Origin of the sequence: Pseudomonas sp. NFX224 (genome assembly GCF_048565165.1) — a bacterium.
GTDB lineage: Bacteria > Pseudomonadota > Gammaproteobacteria > Pseudomonadales > Pseudomonadaceae > Aquipseudomonas.
Genome location: NZ_CP183416.1, coordinates 5,428,963 through 5,447,158, shown reverse-complemented (window position 1 = coordinate 5,447,158; position 18,196 = coordinate 5,428,963). Strand labels below are relative to the sequence as shown.

Genomic DNA, 18,196 nt, shown 5'->3' with positions numbered 1-18,196 from the left:
GAGTGGGTGGCATTCGAAGGCTTTCAAGAACGTGTTCCGGTTATTCGCCGAGGTAGGCTTTCTGCACTTGTTCGTTGTGCAGCAACTCGTCCGCCTGCCCTTCCAATACAATGCGACCACCGTCAATCACGTAGGCGCGCTGACAGGTCTGGAGGGCAAGTTTTGCGTTTTGCTCAACCAGCAACAGCGTTACTCCCCCCTTTACGCATTCGCGAATGGTCTCGAAGATTTTTTGCACGATGATGGGCGCAAGCCCCATGGAAGGTTCGTCGAGCAAGAGCAATTTGGGTTTGCCCATCAGCGCCCGGGAAATAGCCAGCATCTGTTGCTCGCCGCCCGACATGGTGCCGGCAAGCTGGAAGGCACGTTCCTTGAGTCGGGGAAAAATGCAAAACATGCGATCGATATCGGCCTCGATGGCTGTCTTGCCATCGGTGCGCGAAAAGGCGCCCATTTCCAGATTCTCAACGACCGTCAGCTTGGGGAAAATGCCCCGCCCTTCAGGCACCAGCGCCAGGCCTTCGCGTATCAAGTCGTAGCTCTTGATCTTTGAATGGACTTTCCCATCAAAGGTAATTTGCCCGGACGTCGGCGTCAGCATTCCGGCCAGTGTCTTGAGCGTCGTGGTTTTGCCGGCGCCGTTGGCCCCGATCAAGGCGACCATCTCACCCTCGCCCACATGAAAGTCCAGCCCCTTGATGGCCTGAATGGCGCCATAGGAAACCTTGAGATCGTTTACCTGAAGAAGATTTTTCATGCTCAAGCCACCGTCTCAGTGCCCAAATAAGCCTCGATTACCCGAGGGTCTTTCTGTACCTGCGCAGGCAGGCCATCAGCGATTTTTTTTCCGAACTCAAGCACCGTAACGTGATCACACAAGCCCATGACCAGCTTCACATCATGCTCAATCAACAGCACCGTCTTGCCGTCGCCCTTCATCTTGCACATCAACTGACGCAAGCCTTCGGTTTCAGAGGCGTTCATACCAGCCGCGGGCTCATCCAGGGCGACCAGTAACGGTTCCGTTGCAAGGGCTCGCGCGATCTCCAGTCGACGTTGATCACCGTATGAAAGATTCTTCGCCAGCTCGCCTGCAAACCGGCCAATGCCGACATAGTCGAGCCAGTAGCGCGCCGCCTCATGAATCTCTCGCTCCTCCTGAACACAACGACGGGTTCGCAAAATAGCGCCGAACACGCCGCTTTTTGTCCGCACATGACGGCCGATCATCACGTTCTCCAGCGCCGTCATATTGTGAAACAGGCGGATGTTCTGAAAGGTTCGCGAGATGCCAGCCTCAACCACTTTGTGCGGCTTGCTGATCCGCAACGGTTTGCCGTTGAAGTTCACCTTGCCTTCCTCGGCGCGGTACAAGCCGGTCAAGACGTTGAACAGCGTCGTCTTGCCTGCGCCGTTCGGCCCCAGCAATCCACGTATTTCGCCGCGTTTGATACTCAGGTCGATGCCATGCAACGCCTGTAACCCGCCAAAAAACTTGCTGACTTTATGCAGTTCCAGCAGTACGTCGCTCATACCTTATTCACCCCTTTCAGTCTGAACTCCGCTGTCGCTGGCTCCAGGTGCTCTATGGTGCTATCGAGCACGGGTGCAGGGACCAATGGCTCGCTTTCATCTTCATGCAACTCGGCGCGGCGGCGGCTTGATGGCCAGAGTCCTTCGGGGCGGAAACGCATGACGAGGATCAATGCAAGACCGAATACCAGCATCCGCAATGTTGAGGCATCAAGAACATTGCGCAGCACTTCGCGACTGATGAAGGTCACGTTGTCCATGACGAATGGCTGTACCCAGTTCACCAGGTCGCGGAACACCTCGGGCATGATCGACAGAATCAGCGCGCCCAGCACCACACCGCGGATCGAGCCCATTCCCCCCAGCACCACCATCGCCAGGACCATGATTGACTCCATCAGCGTGAACGATTCCGGGCTGACAAAGCCCTGGTAAGCGGAAAACAAGGCACCGGACACCCCTCCGAACGTCGCCCCCATCGCAAATGCCAGGAGTTTGAGATTGCGCTTGTTCAAACCCATCGCTTCGGCGGCAACTTCGTCTTCGCGCAACGCCATCCAGGCGCGGCCGATACGGGACACTTCCAGACGCTTGGACAAAATGATCGCGAGGATGACGACCACCAGGAAGAACAGGTAGTAGCTGATGACTGGAGAGACCTGCAAACCGAACAGGCTCCATTTTGTCTGCAATGACAGGATGGCATCCGGTGCATGTCCGCTCGCGTAGCTCCACGCGCCGGCATCGATGTGCAACGGGGCGATGGCTGAAATACCCTGAGGACCGTTGGTGATGTTCACCGGTTGGTCGAGGTTGTTCATGAAAATCCGGATGATTTCGCCAAAGCCTAGCGTGACGATGGCGAGGTAGTCACCGCGCAACTTGAGCACCGGTGCGCCAATCAACACACCGCAGATCGCCGCGATGACGGCAGCCAGCGGAATAATGATCCACAACGGCCAGTTCAATACGCCCTCGGCGAGCCCCGCCATGTTCAAGTGAGGAGATGAGAGCAACGCATACAGGTAGGCGCCAATGGCGTAAAAACCGATGTAGCCCATGTCCAGCAGGCCGGCGTAGCCGATCACGATATTCAGCCCCAGTGCCAGCAGCACATAGAGCATGGCGAAACCGAGGATTCGCACCCAGGTCGGCCCAAGGAACGGTATGGCGTCGACCACAAACGGCAGAGCGATGAACGCCAGCACGAGCAGCGCGTATTGAGCGTAATGATTCTTCATGGCGTAGCCTCCTATGCGCGGTCGGCCTGGCGCTCGCCCATCAGACCGTTCGGCCGGAATAGCAAGACCATGATGAGCACCATGAACGCGAAGATGTCCTGGTAATTGGCCCCTAGGAATCCTCCTGTCAGTTGACCGGTATATCCCGCGGCAAGGGATTCGATCAGGCCCAGCAAGATGCCTCCGGCCATGGCGCCGAAGAGGTTGCCGATCCCGCCCAGTACCGCCGCCGAAAAGGCCTTGAGTCCCAGCAACAAGCCCATGTAGGCGTCCGCCTGGCCATAGTTGACTGCACGCATGACACCGGCCACGGCGCCCAGCGATGCACCGATGACGAAGGTGGCCGAGATCACCCGGTTGATGTTGATACCCATCAAGCCGGCGACTTCCTGGTTCTGCGCCGTTGCACGCATGGCTTTGCCAAGTCGGGTCTTGTCCACCAGTACCCAGAGGGCAAACATGATGACGACCGAGATGATCATGATGCTCATCTGGATGTTGGTAATGGTGGCGCCGAACACTTCGATCGGCCGGGTTTCAACGACTTCGGGGAACGTCTTGTAACCCCGCCCCCAAATCATCATCGCCAGGTTCTGCAGAAAAATAGAGATACCGATTGCCAGGATAAGTGGCGTCAAACGAGGGGCTTTGCGCAACGGTCGGTAGGCAAATTTCTCCATACCTTGTGCCATCAACATGCAGACGACTGCCGCAATCATGATTGCGAACATCAGTGTCAGCACGCCTGGTGCAAATCCAAACCCTGCCAGCATGGTCAGCACCGAAATCGTCACCATGGCACCGACCATGACAATTTCGCCGTGGGCGAAATTGATCAGGCCAATGATGCCGTACACCATGGTGTAACCCAGCGCCACGAGGGCGTAGATACTGCCGAGCACCAGACCATTGAGGATCTGCTGCAACAAGATATTAAGATTGGCTTCCACTTGGTGAATCCTCAAAGCTGCGTTGTATTCACCGGCGATCACTTGCGAGAGCACGCGATGAAACTCATGGCAGATCAGAAAAAAGTCTTCTTGTTGTAGTCGCGGGCCGTGGAGGCCCGCTTATCGTTCTTTATGCTGCTGAATCTTTACTCGCGCTCTACTTCCAGGGTTTTCCACTTGCCATCTTCAAACTGGAAAATCGTCGCTGCGGCATTCTTGAGATTGCCAGACTCGTCGAACGCAATGGTCCCGGTGACACCGTCGTAGCTGGAGCTTTTCAGGACAGGCAGGTAAACGGCCGGATCATCCGAATTCGCCTTGACCATGGCATTGATTGCCGCCCAGGTAGCGTCGTAAGCCGCCGGCGAGGACTGCACCACTCCCATGCCAAACTTGTCCTTGAGTTTTTGCTCGAAGGCGGCGCCCTTCGGCATGTCCTGTAAAGGCGTACCGTAGTTCCAGGCGTAGGCTCCTTCGGCCGCGCTGCCGGCCATTTTCTTGAACTCGTCGTTAGGCAGGTTGCCGATGTTCATGAACTTGGCCTTGATGCCCAGGTTTTTCATCTGCTTGGCCATCGGCGCAGCTTGATAATCCAGGGCGGCAAAGAACACGGCATCGACTTGCTGCGCCTTTGCGGTGGTCAGAATGGCATTGAAATCGGTAGCTTTGTCGTTGGTGTATTCACGCACCACGACATTGCCACCGGCAGCTTTGACCGCCTTGTTCACTTCATCAGCCAACCCTTGGCCATAGGCAGTGCGGTCATCGAAGATCGCAATGCGTTTGGCGCCGAGCTTGTTGACAAGGTAATTGCCGGCATAACGCCCCAACGTCGCGTCGTCATTGACCACGCGGAACACCGACTTAATGCCTTGCCGGGTCAGCGCTGGATTGGTTGCCGAAGGAGAAATTTGCGGGATGCCCGCGTCGCCGTAGATTTTTGAAGCAGGAATACTGGTACCAGAGTTGTAGTGACCGATGACCACCGCCACCTTGGCATCGACTAGGCGCTGGGCCACTGCGGTGCCGGTCCGTGGGTCAGCGACGTCGTCTTCGGAGACCAGTTTGAACTCGGCCACTTTGTCGCCAATCTTAAGTTTTTGCTGGTTGGCCTCTTCGATGGCGATGCTCACGCCGTGCTCCACATCCAGGCCCTGGTGCCCGGATGGCCCGGTCAGGGGGCCGGCGAAGCCGATCCGTACCTGCTCGGTATCCGCCGCAGTAGCGATCCCGACACTCAGCGCCGAAGCCATCGCCGCAGCGAGTGCTGTGAAGATCAGGTTGTGTTTACGCATATACCCCTCCCAGAAATCATCGGACAAACGAATTGAGCACGTTGACGTGCAAGTCTTCTTTTCCATGCCCGGCGCCCTTTCACGGCAACCAGACCTATTCGGGACAATCTCACTGCATTGCTTAGTCGTCATTAGCGACCGCACTTGTAAGATAACAGTCAGCAGGCAACTGTCAATGGGTGTATACTAGGTGTCAGCGAAAAAGAGAAAGACGAACTTCTGGAGGTGACAAAAATGCACAGATACGACGCGCATTCATCGCTAATATGGGTTGCTCGCACCATGTGAGGTCAGTTGTTTGATAACATATGGGCGTCGGTCAAATGGCCGGATCATCGGCTAAACGCTGAAATAAATAGAGACTTTGCATTTATTTGACGAGGTCCTCTCAGCTGTACAACCATTCATCTTCCGTGATGAGCATTCAGGTTCAGGAGCAACATAAATGGACGCGACAACTGGTACGCGCAGGGAAAATCTTGCAGAGACGGTTATCCGCGAACTGTCCAATCGCATTGATATAGGCACCTATGGTCCTGGCGAAAAACTGCCTTCCGAACAGGCCTTGTGCAAAGAATTCAACGTAAGCCGGCCGGTGATCCGCGAGGCAGTCGCGTCCTTGCGCCTGGGCGGACGCCTGATCGCACGCCAAGGTGTGGGTGTCTTTGTTGTCGAACAGGACGTAAAGCGCATCGGCTACGCGCTCAGCACCGCCGTCGATGACGTTCGTGCCGCCGCGCAAGTGCTTGAGCTGCGCCTGGGTATTGAAACCGAATCCGTGGCACGGGCCGCTGAACGCCGCAGTCCGACCAGCATGGCCGACATCACCCAGGCCTTTGATCGCTTTAACGCACTGGACGGGACCGATCTGGAAGAAGAGGCCAAGGCCGATTTCGAATTCCACCTGGCCATCGCCAGGGCTACCAACAATCCTCACTTCACGCAGTTGTTAGAGGCATTGGGGCCGGACATTATTTTTGATCTGCACCTCAAGCACGGACAATCCACCGGCAAAAGCCGTCAGGCACACATCAAGAAAATCGGTCGCGAACACGGCGCGATTCTTTCGGCGATTACCATGGGTGACATCAATGGTGCCCGCAACGCATTGCGCAAGCATCTAGAGGAAAGCCTCTCGCGTTATCAGCGCCTGGTACAGAGCGGAGAGTGATCTCCGCCCTGCTGTTCCACCCTGTCAGCCAAGCCCCAGGCACAGGTATTTGATCTCGACGTAGTCCTCGATGCCGTAACGAGAGCCTTCACGGCCAAGACCCGATGACTTGACCCCGCCAAAAGGTGCGACCTCGGTTGCCAGTACCCCGACGTTGACACCGACCATCCCGTATTCCAGCGCCTCCGAGACCCGCCATACCCGCCCAAGATCACGGGCGTAGACGTAACAGGCCAGGCCGAACTCCGTGGCGTTTGCCAAGGCCACTACCTCGTCTTCGCTACTGAAACGGAACAATGGCGCCACCGGACCAAAGATTTCCTCCCGAGCCACGCGCATATCGGCAGTGACATCAGCCAACAGGGTCGGCTCGTAGAAGGCGCCACCCAACGCGTGACGCTTGCCTCCTGCTACGACGCGGGCCCCGGCTTCCCTGGCCTCGACCACCAACGCCTCGACACCGGCCAGCGCCTTTGCGTCGATCATCGGGCCAACCTCGATGCCCGCCTGAGTGCCCTCGCCCACTACCAGGCTGTCGATACGCGCGGCGAACTTCTCGACGAAGCGATCATAGATACCGTCCTGGATAAAGAAACGGTTGGCACACACGCAGGTTTGCCCGGCATTGCGGAATTTGGCGATCAGCGCCCCCTCGACCGCCGCATCGAGGTCGGCATCATCAAAAACAATGAAAGGCGCATTGCCGCCCAACTCCATGGTGACTTTCTTCACCGTGGCCGCACATTGCTCAAGGAGCTTGATGCCAATAGGTGTGGACCCGGTGAACGACAGTTTGCGCACGATCGGACTGGCAGTCAGCTCACCGCCAATGGCGCCGGAGTCCCCCGTCACCACGTTTAACACCCCTCGGGGAATGCCAGCGCGCTCCGCCAGCACGCAGAGCGCCAGGGCACTGAATGGCGTCTGTGACGCCGGCTTCAGCACCAGCGTACACCCCGCCGCCAAAGCCGGTGCAGCCTTGCGGGTGATCATGGCGGCCGGAAAGTTCCACGGGGTGATCGCGGCACAGACCCCGATGGGCTCCTTGGTCACGATAAGCCGTCGATCCGCATGGGGAGACGGGATCACATCGCCATAAATGCGCTTGCCCTCCTCCGCGTACCACTCCACATAAGCGGCGGCGAAGGCAATTTCGCCTCGCGCTTCGCTCAGGGGCTTGCCTTGCTCGGCAGTCATGATCTGCGCCAGGTCTTGCTGGTGCACCATGATTTCGCTAAACCAGGCTTGCAATCGCGCTGCCCGTTCCTTGGCAGTCAACGCACGCCAGGCCGGTAGCGCGGCCTGAGCGGCGTCAATGGCACGCCGGGTTTCATTGCCCCCCATACGCGGTACACGCCCGATCACTTCATCGGTGGCCGGGTTGGTAACGTCGACGGTCTGTGCATTGTCAGCCGCCACCCATTGACCATCGATGTAGCAAAATTCACGTAGCAGTTCAGGATCGGCAAGTCTCATGATGAGGCGCTCGTATAAATTGAAGGCAAAAAAAAGGCGGGACGATCAATCCGTCCCGCCCGAGGTCAATCAGCGCGAAGCGAGGGCTTTTTCGCGTATCTGGCTCAGGGTCATTCGAGGCGTCAGCGCCTCCGGATCGACCTGGATTTCGATCAAGGCCGGCTTCTGCGAAGCGACACAGCGCTCGAAGGCCTCGGCAAACTGCTCGGTTGCGACGACGGTCTCGGCATGGAAGCCGTAGGAACGGGCCAGCATGGCGAAATCCGGGTTATGCAGCTCAGTGCCGGAAACGCGACCTGGATAGCTGCGCTCCTGGTGCATGCGGATGGTGCCGTACATGCCGTTGTTCACCACGATCACCACCAGACGGGCGTCGTAGTTGGCGGCGGTTGCCAGCTCCTGACCGTTCATTAGGAAACAGCCATCACCAGCGAATGCCACCACCATGCGCTCTGGCGCAGTGATTTTGGCCGCCACCGCCGCCGGCACGCCATACCCCATCGAACCGTTGGTTGGCCCCAGCAGCGTACGGAAGGTGCGGTGCTGATAGCCGCGATGCACCCATCCGGTGTAGTTGCCCGCGCCACAAGTGATGATGCTGTCGTGGGGCAAGCGATCATTGAGCCAGACGATGACCTCGCTCATCTGCACCGGCCCCGGCGAGGCCGGGCAGTCAAAATTGGCGCGGTAACCACGGTTCAGTTGTGCCGTCCAGTCAGCCAGCCCCTGCGGGTTGACGGCCGGCAAGGCTGCCACCTGCGCTGCGAAGGTTTTCATCCCGGCATTGATCGCCAGGGTGGGTTGATAGACTCGCCCCAGTTCTTCAATTCCGCCGTGGACGTGAACCAGCTTCTGCTTCGGCACCGGGATATTGACCAGTGAATAGCCGCCCGTGGTCATCTCGCCCAGACGCGCGCCGATCACCAGTAACAGGTCGGAGTTTTTAACCGCTTCGACCAGCTCGGGACCCGCCGCCAGGCCCAGGTCACCGGCGTAATTGGGCAGCGTATTGTTAAACAGGTCCTGGCAGCGGAACGACGCCGCTACCGGCAGATTCTGCTTCTCGATAAACGCACGGATATTGTCCACCGCCTCCGCGCTCCAGCCGCCACCGCCAAGCACCACCAGCGGGCGTTGGGCCTGACCGATCAGGCTTTGCAGCTGTTCGAGTGAAGCCGGCGAAGCGGCCGGCTCGATGATTTGCGCCGGACCGGCATCAGCGACATCCACCAGATCGGTCAACATGTCCTCCGGCAGCGCCACGACGACAGGCCCCGGTCGACCGTTGGTGGCGCGATGGAAAGCCTGGCTGAGCAGCTCCGGCAAGCGTGCGGCGTCGTCCACTTCGACCACCCATTTGGCCATCTGACCAAACATGCGGCGATAGTCGATTTCCTGGAAAGCTTCGCGCTCCACCTGATCCCGAGCCACCTGACCGATGAACAGAATCATTGGCGTGGAATCCTGAAACGCCGTGTGCACCCCTACCGATGCGTTGGTCGCGCCCGGGCCACGAGTTACGAAACAGATGCCGGGCTTGCCCGTCAGCTTGCCGTACGCCTCCGCCATGTAGGCCGCTCCGCCCTCCTGACGGCAGACGATCAGCTCGATATCGTCCTTGGCATCATGCAGTGCATCGAGCACTGCCAGATAGCTTTCACCGGGCACACAAAAAGCACGCTCGACGCCGTTGATACGCAATGCATCAACCAGCACCTGGCCGCCTGTGCGGGTCGCTGTGGAATTGTTGTTAGTCATCGTTGTTCTCCATCAGGCCACGCGGTCAGATGACCGAGTCTTCCAAAAAGGGACGGTTTTCCACCACGCGCTCGTAAGACAGAGCGCTCAGATCGAGGCTGCGGTACTCGCCGTAAGTGATCAGTTCACTCAGGCCGCGACCGATCGCAGGCGCCTGTTGCAGGCCGTGGCCGCTGAAGCCATTGCAGAAGAGGAAGTTGCGCACCTCATTGTGCGGCCCGACGATTGCGTTGTGATCCAGCACGCAAAAGTCATAGTGCCCGGCCCAGGAGTTGACCACCTTGATGGCCTCAAACGCTGGGACACGTTCAGCGAGGATCGGCCAGACCTCTTCGTCGAACTCGTCGTGCAGCACGTCGAAGTCATCGAAATCGACTTGCGGATCGACTTTTGGATAAGTGCCGCCGAGGTACAGATGACCTTCCGGGCGAAAAAATACGCCCGTCGGATCAATCGTCAGCGGGACCACTCCCTCCAGTGGTGTGTGGCAGTCGAAAACGAACAGCGAGCGCCGACGCGGCTCGACCGGGATCTGCAAGCCGGCCATTTTTGCCACCGTGGGCCCGCGGGTGCCGGCGGTATTGACCAGGTATTCACAGGTGATGCGCTCGCCACTGGCCAGGGTTACACCCGAGACCAGATCGCCCTTGCGCAATACCTCGACGACCTCGTTCTCGATGTACTCGACACCCAGTGAGCGCGCCTTCTTGCGAAAGCCGTTCATGATGCCGTAGTTGTCGAACCAGCCTTCGTCCTTCTCGCCGTAAGTACCACCGGCCAGGCTGTCGGGGTTGACCCACGGGAAGCGCTTGATCAGCGCCTCGGTGTCCATGAGGGTCACATCAGCACCGTTGTCCAGCTGAGTCTGGTGCAGACGCTTGAGCACGTCGAAACCCTTCTGATCGGCCAGGAACAGATAGCCATTTTCCTTGAAGGCGAGATCAGGCTTGTCGCCATTGACCTCCATCAGTTGCGGGAAATCCCGGATGAACTGCGCACCAAACCGAGAGATCTGAATATTGATCGGGTTGGAAAACTGCACGCGAATCGAGCTGCTGGAGAGTGCCGTCGCTGACTGGGCGTAGGTCCAGTCACGCTCGATCACCAGTACCGAACCGGTGAAGTCAGGGTTGTTGGCGAGGAAATAAGCCGTGGCACTGCCGTTCACTGCACCGCCCACGATTACCACGTCGTAGTGTTGCTTTGTCGCTGTCGAAGCCATGGTTCGGACCTCTGAGAATTCGATAGGGAAACGTTACTTCGGATCTTCGAAATGGCCTGCGCCGGCAAAATTGCCACCGTGGTAACGCGCGGCGGGCTCATTGGGGTCCAGGGGCGGGAATTTCGCTTCGATTTTTTCGCGGTAATCATCGGCGCTGTCCTGTGGCACATAGCCAATCGACGAGGCCGTGCGGTTATCCCACAGCGACTCACGGTTGGCCGACATGCCGTAGACGATCATGTGTGCAACGCGCGGCGCGGTCAGCGAGCGCTCCACCAATTGGGCAAAGTCGGCGAACGACAACCAGGTCGCCAGCATGCGGCGATCCAACGGCTCTTCGAACGAGGAGCCAATGCGCAGGTTCACCGACTCGACGCCGAACTTGTCCCAGTAATAGCGACCCAGGTCTTCGGCAAAGCATTTGCTCACGCCGTACAGGCTGTCGGGACGATGGGCAACCGTGGAGTCGATGGTTTCGGTACGGTCGTAGAAGCCGATGGCATGATTGGAGCTGGTATAAACCACGCGCTTCACACCATGCTGACGCGCGGCTTCGTAGATGTTGTAGGTACCGACGATATTGCCGTTGAGGATCGCGGCAAAGGTATTTTCCAACGGCACACCACCGGCGTGGATGATCGCATCAACGCCCTCGGCCAGTGGCAGTACATCGGCCAGATTGCCCAGGTCACAGCGCACCAGCTGTTCGTGCGGCGCGGCCGTGCCCATGTCAGCGATATCGGTCAGGCGCAGCTCATCGGCGAGGCCCCGCAGGTGCTCGCGCAAGACCTTGCCCAAGCGGCCGGCAGCACCGGTGATCAACAGTCGTTTGAAAGGCTTGCTCATCAGATCAATCTCGAATTAGTCAGTGACTGCAGCGTTTAAACCAAAAGGGCCAGTGCATCGCGCATCTGCACGATGGCCTGCTCGAGCTGCTGGCGGGACGTGGCGAATGACAGGCGGATGTAGGGTTCAAGACCAAATGCAGAACCCGGAACCGTTGCGACCTTGCCAACCCGCAGTAAATAGTTGGAGAGGTCCGTATCGGTCTCGATCACTTGGCCATCGGGTGTGCGCTTGCCGATAAACGCCGAGCATTTCGGAAAGGCATAAAACGCTCCTTCCGGCATCTGCAATTCCAGTCCGTCGATTGCCGCCAGGCCTTCGACGACCATTGCGCCTCGGGCCTGATACTCACGATTGGCGTCACGCACGAAGTCCTGCGGACCGCTCAAGGCTGCCGCGGCGGCCAACTGTGAGATGGCCGAGGGGCATGTGGTGGTCTGCGACTGGGTTTTGTTCATCGCCACGATCAAGTCTTTCGGACCCGCGGCATACCCCAGGCGATACCCCGTCATGGCGTAGGCTTTCGACACGCCATTGATCAGCAGGGTGCGCTCGCGCAACTCGGGGCATGCGGTCACGAATGGGACGAAGGGCTTGTCGCCGAGAATGATGTGCTCATAGATTTCATCGGAGATGACCAGCACCTGCGGATGTTTACGCAACACCGCGCCGAGTGCGGCGAACTCTTCCCGGGTGTAAATCGCGCCACAGGGATTGTTCGGCGAATTGAGCATCAACCAGCGCGTCTTCGGCGTGATGGCCGCTTCCAGCCTCGCAGCATCGAGCTTGAAGCCATATTCGGAACCACAGGGAATGACCTTGGGCACACCACCATTGAGCAGCACCATATCGGTGTAAGACACCCAATAAGGTGCCGGCGTGATCACTTCGTCGCCCGGCTCCAGCGTTGCCAGAAAGGCATTGAACAACAGCTGCTTTGCGCCGTTGGCGACACAAATTTCATCCAGGCCGTAGTTCAGATTGTTTTCACGAGCGAACTTGTCAACGATGGCCTGGCGCAGCGCCTCGTAACCGTTCGGCGCGGTGTAGTGGTTATTGCCGTCGAGCATCGCCTGGTAGGCCGCTTCGATGACGTGGGCCGGCGTGTTGAAATCCGGCTCGCCAAGGCTGAGATTGATGACTGGCTCGCCTTGAGCGAGCATTTTTTTCGCCAGAACCGATACCGCCATGCTGGGCGAACTCTTGACCGTCCTGACCCGCGAACTTTGAAATTCCATCACTTGGCCCCCTGCCCGGCTTCATAGCCATAATCGTCACGTGCTTGCTCGGCACTGATGTAGCCAAAGCGCAGGTCGCGTTCGACCTCTTCGCGAGGGCGCTGACGCGGGTCGCCGTAACCACCACCGCCCGGCAAGCTGAGAATCAGACGCCGGTCCGAAGGCACGAACTGCTGGCCCTTGCCTCGCAACAGCGTGCCGTCGTCCAGACCGACATAGCCCTTGGCACCGTCCTTGCCGCCTTCAAGGCCACGGGCCGGATAGAGGATGCGGTCAAACATCGCGCTGAAGCGGAACGAGTAGCCCTCGGCGGCGGACACTTCGATCTCTTGTCCCAGTCCACCCCGCAGCTGACCGGCACCACCGGAACCGTTACGCAGCTCCTTGCGCCAGACAATGACCGGCCCAGCATGCTCGGTGGCCTCGACCGGCATGGTGTGCACACCGCTCGGGAACGCTGTTGCACTCAAGCCATCCTTGGCGGCGCGTGCGCCCATGCCGCCGCTGTTGAACATCAGCATCTCGGCATTTCGTCCGCCTGGATTGCTTTCCAGCGGGCGAACGCTCAGGTGGAGGTTCCACAACGCACTGGCACCTTCGGCCGGGACCTGGCCATGCAGGCATTTGTGCAGCGCACCCAGCACCAGGTCTGGCACGAAGTGCCCGAGCACGTGACGCACCGATACCGGGGCCGGGTGCTTGGCATTCAGAATGCAGCCTTCGGGCGCCACCACATCGAACGGCGCCAGGGACGCGGAGTTGTTCGGGATATCGGGAGCGACGATGCACTTGAGGCCATAGCAGGCGTAGGCCTTGGCATAGCCCAGCGGTACGTTGATACCGAACTGGCTCATACCGGAAGTGCCATTGAAATCAGTCAATATGCCGTCCGGTCCGACCGTCAGAGTCACCGACAAGGTCACCGGAACGTCGTAGCCATCCAGGGTCATGCTGTTCTGGTAAGTACCGTGAGGCAGCGACTTGAAGCACTCCAGCGTCGCACGCCGACTGTGCTCCAGGATGAAGCCGCCGATGTGCTCGAGGTTTTCCAGGCGGAACTCTTCGAGCATGCTCAGCAGGCGCTTGTGGCCGGTTTCATTGCAGGCCGACAGCGCATAGAAGTCACCCACCACCCGATCATTCTCACGCACGTTGTTGCGCAGAATGCTGATCAAGTCGCGATTGACCTTGCCACGCTCGAACAGCTTCATGATCGGAATGAACAAGCCTTCTTCGTAGACTTCACGGGCATCCGGGCCAAAGCCACGGCCGCCGATATCCACCACGTGCGCGGTACTGGCGAAGTAACCGATCAGATTGCCCTTGTAGAACGAGGGCGACACGATGGTGATGTCGTGCAGGTGGCCCGTCCCCTTCCACGGGTCGTTGGTCACATAGACATCGCCTTCAAAGATGTTGTCCTGGCCAATGTCGTTGATGAAATGCACCACCGCCTCGGCCATGGTGTTGACGTGTCCCGGGGTGCCGGTAACGGCCTGGGCAAGCATGTTGCCTGCACGGTCGAAGACACCGGCGGACAAGTCGCCGGCTTCACGCACGCTGGTGGAGAACGCTGTGCGGATCAGCGTCAGGGCTTGCTCTTCAACCACCGAAATCAGGCGATTCCACATCACCTGCATTTGAATATCGATCAAGGTATCGCTCATGGGAAAATCGCCTTCTATGCAAGTGACGCTTAGCGTCGAACAACCAGCAGGCAGCCGTCAGGCTGGACCGTGGCGGTGAAGGAGGACGACACGAAGGTCGACGTTTCGCGCTCGGCGATGATGGCCGGGCCCTCGACACGGGCACCCGGTTGCAACTCCTCGCGCTGGAAAATGCCGGCATCGACAAAACCACCGCTGACGACGTCGAAGACCTCGCGACGCGAAACCTCATGGGCGCGGTGCGACGCATTGATCTGCTCGACCGGTTGCACCGGCATCAGCGGCGAACTGGCCTTGACCGACCAGCTGACGATTTCGACATCAGGCCCTTCGATCGGGCGTCCGAAGAACTGGGTATAGGCCGCTTCAAACAGGGTTTTGAACTGTGCAGTGTCACTGTTGCTGAAGGGCTTGAACGGAAGAGCCACGGGAATTTCCCAACCCTGGCCGACATAGCGCATGAACGCCGTGCATTCCAGTTCAGGCTCGCCTTCGGGCATGCCCTGGCGCAGGAAGCCAATGGATTCGGCCTTCATGTCATCGATCAAGGCATTGACCTGCGGCGCATCGAACTGCGACAAGCGCACGAAAGCACTGCGGACCGCTTCGTAGCCGAATGGAGCACGCAGGAAGCCGATGGCCGAGCCGACGCCGGCACCTGCCGGCACCAGGAAGCGCGACACACCCATTTTTTCGCACAACCGCGCAGCGTGTAGCGGGCCGCCGCCACCAAAGGTGATCATGGTGTATTCAGCGATATCTTTGCCGCTTTCGACCGCATGTACGCGGCCGGCGTTGGCCATGTTTTCATCGACCACTTCGCATACGCCATATGCCGCGGTGACCGCCTCCATGTTCAGCGGCGCGCCGATGACCCGGGCGGTGGCCGAAGCGGCGTTGTCGACGGACAAACGCATGGCTCCGCCAGCGAAGTTGTCCGGATCAAGACGACCGAGCAACAGGTTGGCATCGGTGATGGTCGGTTCCACCCCGCCGCGACCGTAGCAGGCAGGGCCTGGCTCGGAGCCGGCGCTGTGCGGCCCCACCCTAATCTGGCGCATGCTGTCGATGCTGGCGATAGAGCCGCCACCGGCACCGATTTCAACCATCTCCACGACCGGGATCGAGATCGGCATGCCGCTGCCTTTCTTGAAGCGATAGGTGCGCGCGACCTCAAAGGTCTTGGCGGTCTTGGGCACCTGATTCTCGATCAGGCAGATCTTTGCCGTGGTCCCGCCCATATCGAAGGAAACCACCGAATCCAGCGAATACTTGCGCGCGATGTCAGCGGCGAAAATCGCCCCACCGGCCGGGCCGGACTCGACCAGACGCACAGGGAATTCTGCAGCGCTCTGCACCGAGATGATTCCGCCGCCCGAGTGGATCATGAACACCGGGCAATCGGCACCGGATTGCTTGAGGGTTACCACCAGGCGATCCAGATAGGATTTGATCAGCGGCTTGACGTAGGCATTGGCACAGACGGTATTGAAGCGCTCAAATTCGCGCATTTGCGGCGAGACTTCGCTGGAAATCGACACGGACACCTGCGGCAAGCGGCGCTGCAAGGCATCGCGCAACAGGCGCTCGTGGGCACCGTTGACGTAGCTGTGAATCAGGCCGACCGCGATACTCTCGTAGTTGCCTTCGGCCACTCGCTCGACCAGCGCATCGATATCGGATTGTTCAGGCGCGATCAGCACATCGCCGTGCACATCCAGGCGCTCACGCAAGGTGTAGCGGTGTTCGCGCTCAATCAACGGCGGCGGCAAGGTGATGTTGATGTCGTATTGTTCGAAGCGGTTTTCGGTACGCATTTCCAGCGTGTCGCGAAAACCTTCAGTAGTAATGAATGCAGTCCTGGCCCCGCGCCGCTCGATCAGTGCGTTGGTGGCCAGGGTGGTGCCATGGATCAGTTGATCAATGTCGGACAGCTTCAGGCCGGCGGCATCGATGACACTTTTCACACCGGTGAGAATGGCGCGCTCTGGCAGCTCATAGTCGGTAAGAATTTTAGTTGAGTGCAATACCCCGCCCACATCAAGCGCGATATCGGTAAAGGTCCCACCTATGTCCACGCCGACCCGGCATGAAGTAGCAGTCATCGTCGTATCCCCTGAAATTCCTGATTTCATGACAAGAGGCAATCAAGCCCGCTTTAAATGTAAGTTATATGTTGTCTTACAGGCAGTCAAGCACTGTGACACGGTATTCGGCTGCTTCAGACACTTGTGAAAGTGTCGGCCGGGATCGATGAAATCCCGGCCTCGGTCATCAACCCCTGGTCTTGACCATACGTCCACCGCCCACTGCCTGAGCAGTCGGGAAAACCTCCAGGCGAGACACATCCACTTGCTGAGGCAGGCTCAATGCCGCCAACAGCAAGGTCGCGATATCCTCCGGCATGATCGACTCATACCCTTCGTACAATTCGGCGCCAGCGGCCTCCATGCCCATGGCGGTTTTATAAAGTTGCGTCTGGACCCGTCCGGGGGCGATTTCCGTCACGCGCACCCCACTGCCGAGCAAGTCGCAGCGCAATGCATCGCAGAACAGGCTGATGCCCGCCTTGGACGCACCATAGACCGCTGCCCCGGGATGTGGCGCACGACCGGCACTCGAACCGATAAAGAATAGATGACCATGGCCACGCTCGATCATTCCGGGCAATGCCTTGCGTGCCAGGTGCAAAGGCGCCTTCAGATTGATATCGAACATGTTGTCGATTTCCGCCGGATCCATTTCCTGGAACGAAGACCGGGTAGACAAGACTCCAGCGTTGTTGACCAGCACATCCACCGGGTAGCGCGCCAGGATGTCGGTGAAGGCATCGACTTGCCGCACATCGGCCTCGACCACTGTCACGCCCGGCTCCGAACGCAGCTCGGCCAACGCCTCGGGACTGCGACCGACTGCAATCACCTGCAGACCGGCATCGCGCAATGCCAAGACCACGGCCTTGCCGATACCGCTGGTGGCGCCCGTGACCAACGCCCGACGGTAGATCGCCGGCACCGCTACTGAATCAGGCATAGATGTAGCCCCCGCTGACAATCACGTTCTCACCGGTGGCATAGCTGTTGCGACTGCTGCCCATCATGACGATCCACTCGGCAATCTCGGCAGGCTCGGCTGCGCGGCCCAACGGGTTGGCCGCAGCCAGTTCACCGAGGAAGCCCAGTTGCTTTGCGCGCTCGGTGGCGAAACCGGCAGGCGCCACCGAATTGACCAGGATCTGGTCTTTGGCGCAGGCCTGGGCAAAGGATTTGGTCAGGCTGACAACGGCGGCCTTGGTCGCGGCGTAGTGGGCGTTCTGCGGATGAGCCTTGAAAGCGTCGACCGAGGTGACATTGACGATGCGACCGGTCACGGCAGGCGCCGCCACGTAAGCCTGCATGTGTTTCACCGCGGCGACCATCATGTGGTAAGTGCCTTTGATGTTCACCGCGTTTTCCAGATCCCACTCCTCGTCAGTGATCTCGAAAATGTCCTTGCGCGGATAAATCGCGGCGCTGTTGACCAGGCAATGTACGCGTCCCAGCGCATCTACGATTTGCTGGAAAGCGCCATGGGCGGATTCCTGCCGGGAGATGTCGCCCACCGCAGTGGCAACTTCGCAACCGTCGGCGCGAAGCACTTCCGCCGCGGCAGCCATCAACTGCTCATTTCTATCGATGATGCCGATTTTCGCTGCCCCACGCTTGCGCATCAGCTTGGCAGTTTCCAGCCCCAGACCCGAAGCGCCACCGACGATTACGACCGTTTGCCCATCCATAAAACACCTCCGCGATTAGTCTTT

At 58.9% G+C, this 18,196-nt stretch carries 15 protein-coding genes; 1 reads left to right on the top strand and 14 read right to left on the bottom strand.

Annotation, left to right across the window (positions count from 1 at the left end; genetic code table 11):
- Positions 1-40 precede the first annotated feature (40 nt).
- From ACNYC6_RS24865 to ACNYC6_RS24845, 5 genes are all read right to left on the bottom strand, one after another.
- Positions 41-757, bottom strand: a complete 717-nt coding sequence (locus ACNYC6_RS24865; protein ID WP_419709586.1) for an ABC transporter ATP-binding protein — start codon at positions 755-757, stop codon at positions 41-43.
- A 2-nt stretch (positions 758-759) separates the two neighbouring features.
- The gene (locus ACNYC6_RS24860) at positions 760-1,533 is read right to left on the bottom strand and encodes an ABC transporter ATP-binding protein (RefSeq protein WP_419709585.1); all 774 of its coding nucleotides are present in this window, start codon (positions 1,531-1,533) and stop codon (positions 760-762) included.
- Complete coding sequence (locus ACNYC6_RS24855) at positions 1,530-2,774, bottom strand: ABC transporter permease subunit (RefSeq protein WP_419709584.1); 1,245 nt, start codon at positions 2,772-2,774, stop codon at positions 1,530-1,532. Before ACNYC6_RS24855 ends, ACNYC6_RS24860 begins: the two co-directional genes overlap by 4 nt.
- A gap of 11 nt (positions 2,775-2,785) precedes the next feature.
- Positions 2,786-3,724, bottom strand: coding sequence for a branched-chain amino acid ABC transporter permease (locus tag ACNYC6_RS24850; protein WP_419709583.1), 939 nt, complete (start codon positions 3,722-3,724; stop codon positions 2,786-2,788).
- Between the two features lie 146 nt (positions 3,725-3,870).
- The gene (locus ACNYC6_RS24845; RefSeq protein ID WP_419709582.1) at positions 3,871-5,019 is read right to left on the bottom strand and encodes a branched-chain amino acid ABC transporter substrate-binding protein; all 1,149 of its coding nucleotides are present in this window, start codon (positions 5,017-5,019) and stop codon (positions 3,871-3,873) included.
- Between the two features lie 445 nt (positions 5,020-5,464).
- On the opposite strand from ACNYC6_RS24845, the gene ACNYC6_RS24840 reads away from it, so the two are divergent.
- The gene (locus ACNYC6_RS24840; protein ID WP_223570048.1) at positions 5,465-6,190 is read left to right on the top strand and encodes a FadR/GntR family transcriptional regulator; all 726 of its coding nucleotides are present in this window, start codon (positions 5,465-5,467) and stop codon (positions 6,188-6,190) included.
- Positions 6,191-6,214: 24 nt separating this feature from the next.
- Here the strand turns inward: ACNYC6_RS24840 and ACNYC6_RS24835 are convergent, their stop codons facing one another.
- The 9 genes from ACNYC6_RS24835 to ACNYC6_RS24795 all read right to left on the bottom strand — a co-directional run bounded on the left by ACNYC6_RS24835 (position 6,215) and on the right by ACNYC6_RS24795 (position 18,172).
- The gene (locus ACNYC6_RS24835; protein ID WP_419709581.1) at positions 6,215-7,666 is read right to left on the bottom strand and encodes an NAD-dependent succinate-semialdehyde dehydrogenase; all 1,452 of its coding nucleotides are present in this window, start codon (positions 7,664-7,666) and stop codon (positions 6,215-6,217) included.
- Positions 7,667-7,735: 69 nt separating this feature from the next.
- A complete protein-coding gene (locus tag ACNYC6_RS24830) occupies positions 7,736-9,424 on the bottom strand; it encodes a thiamine pyrophosphate-binding protein (protein ID WP_419709580.1) in 1,689 nt (562 codons plus the stop codon).
- Between the two features lie 25 nt (positions 9,425-9,449).
- Positions 9,450-10,646, bottom strand: coding sequence for an NAD(P)/FAD-dependent oxidoreductase (locus tag ACNYC6_RS24825; RefSeq protein WP_419709579.1), 1,197 nt, complete (start codon positions 10,644-10,646; stop codon positions 9,450-9,452).
- 33 nt (positions 10,647-10,679) lie between these two features.
- The gene (locus ACNYC6_RS24820; protein WP_419709578.1) at positions 10,680-11,492 is read right to left on the bottom strand and encodes an NAD-dependent epimerase/dehydratase family protein; all 813 of its coding nucleotides are present in this window, start codon (positions 11,490-11,492) and stop codon (positions 10,680-10,682) included.
- Positions 11,493-11,527: 35 nt separating this feature from the next.
- Positions 11,528-12,730 carry an aminotransferase class I/II-fold pyridoxal phosphate-dependent enzyme gene (locus tag ACNYC6_RS24815; RefSeq protein WP_419709577.1) on the bottom strand — a complete coding sequence of 401 codons (1,203 nt, stop codon included), beginning with the start codon at positions 12,728-12,730 and terminating at the stop codon, positions 11,528-11,530.
- A complete protein-coding gene (locus ACNYC6_RS24810) occupies positions 12,730-14,397 on the bottom strand; it encodes a hydantoinase B/oxoprolinase family protein (protein WP_419709576.1) in 1,668 nt (555 codons plus the stop codon). The genes ACNYC6_RS24815 and ACNYC6_RS24810 overlap by 1 nt, the downstream gene beginning before the upstream one ends.
- Positions 14,398-14,426: 29 nt before the next feature.
- Entirely contained in the window at positions 14,427-16,502 is a 2,076-nt protein-coding gene (locus tag ACNYC6_RS24805; protein WP_419709575.1) for a hydantoinase/oxoprolinase family protein, read from the bottom strand.
- Between the two features lie 169 nt (positions 16,503-16,671).
- On the bottom strand, positions 16,672-17,430 hold the full coding sequence (locus ACNYC6_RS24800; RefSeq protein ID WP_419709574.1) for an SDR family oxidoreductase: 759 nt from the start codon (positions 17,428-17,430) through the stop codon (positions 16,672-16,674).
- Positions 17,423-18,172 (bottom strand): SDR family NAD(P)-dependent oxidoreductase, encoded by a 750-nt coding sequence (locus ACNYC6_RS24795; protein WP_419709573.1) that lies wholly within the window; start codon positions 18,170-18,172, stop codon positions 17,423-17,425. Before ACNYC6_RS24795 ends, ACNYC6_RS24800 begins: the two co-directional genes overlap by 8 nt.
- Positions 18,173-18,196 lie beyond the last annotated feature (24 nt).

Excerpts from the sequence above, each read along its gene's own strand:
- ACNYC6_RS24865 (WP_419709586.1), bottom strand. The coding sequence starts at position 757 with ATGAAAAATCTTCTTCAGGTAAACGATCTCAAGGTTTCCTATGGCGCC.
- ACNYC6_RS24860 (WP_419709585.1), bottom strand. The coding sequence starts at position 1,533 with ATGAGCGACGTACTGCTGGAACTGCATAAAGTCAGCAAGTTTTTTGGC.
- ACNYC6_RS24855 (WP_419709584.1), bottom strand. The coding sequence starts at position 2,774 with ATGAAGAATCATTACGCTCAATACGCGCTGCTCGTGCTGGCGTTCATC.
- ACNYC6_RS24845 (WP_419709582.1), bottom strand. The coding sequence starts at position 5,019 with ATGCGTAAACACAACCTGATCTTCACAGCACTCGCTGCGGCGATGGCT.
- ACNYC6_RS24840 (WP_223570048.1), top strand. The coding sequence starts at position 5,465 with ATGGACGCGACAACTGGTACGCGCAGGGAAAATCTTGCAGAGACGGTT.
- ACNYC6_RS24835 (WP_419709581.1), bottom strand. The coding sequence starts at position 7,666 with ATGAGACTTGCCGATCCTGAACTGCTACGTGAATTTTGCTACATCGAT.
- ACNYC6_RS24830 (WP_419709580.1), bottom strand. The coding sequence starts at position 9,424 with ATGACTAACAACAATTCCACAGCGACCCGCACAGGCGGCCAGGTGCTG.
- ACNYC6_RS24825 (WP_419709579.1), bottom strand. The coding sequence starts at position 10,646 with ATGGCTTCGACAGCGACAAAGCAACACTACGACGTGGTAATCGTGGGC.
- ACNYC6_RS24820 (WP_419709578.1), bottom strand. The coding sequence starts at position 11,492 with ATGAGCAAGCCTTTCAAACGACTGTTGATCACCGGTGCTGCCGGCCGC.
- ACNYC6_RS24815 (WP_419709577.1), bottom strand. The coding sequence starts at position 12,730 with ATGGAATTTCAAAGTTCGCGGGTCAGGACGGTCAAGAGTTCGCCCAGC.
- ACNYC6_RS24810 (WP_419709576.1), bottom strand. The coding sequence starts at position 14,397 with ATGAGCGATACCTTGATCGATATTCAAATGCAGGTGATGTGGAATCGC.
- ACNYC6_RS24805 (WP_419709575.1), bottom strand. The coding sequence starts at position 16,502 with ATGACTGCTACTTCATGCCGGGTCGGCGTGGACATAGGTGGGACCTTT.
- ACNYC6_RS24800 (WP_419709574.1), bottom strand. The coding sequence starts at position 17,430 with ATGCCTGATTCAGTAGCGGTGCCGGCGATCTACCGTCGGGCGTTGGTC.
- ACNYC6_RS24795 (WP_419709573.1), bottom strand. The coding sequence starts at position 18,172 with ATGGATGGGCAAACGGTCGTAATCGTCGGTGGCGCTTCGGGTCTGGGG.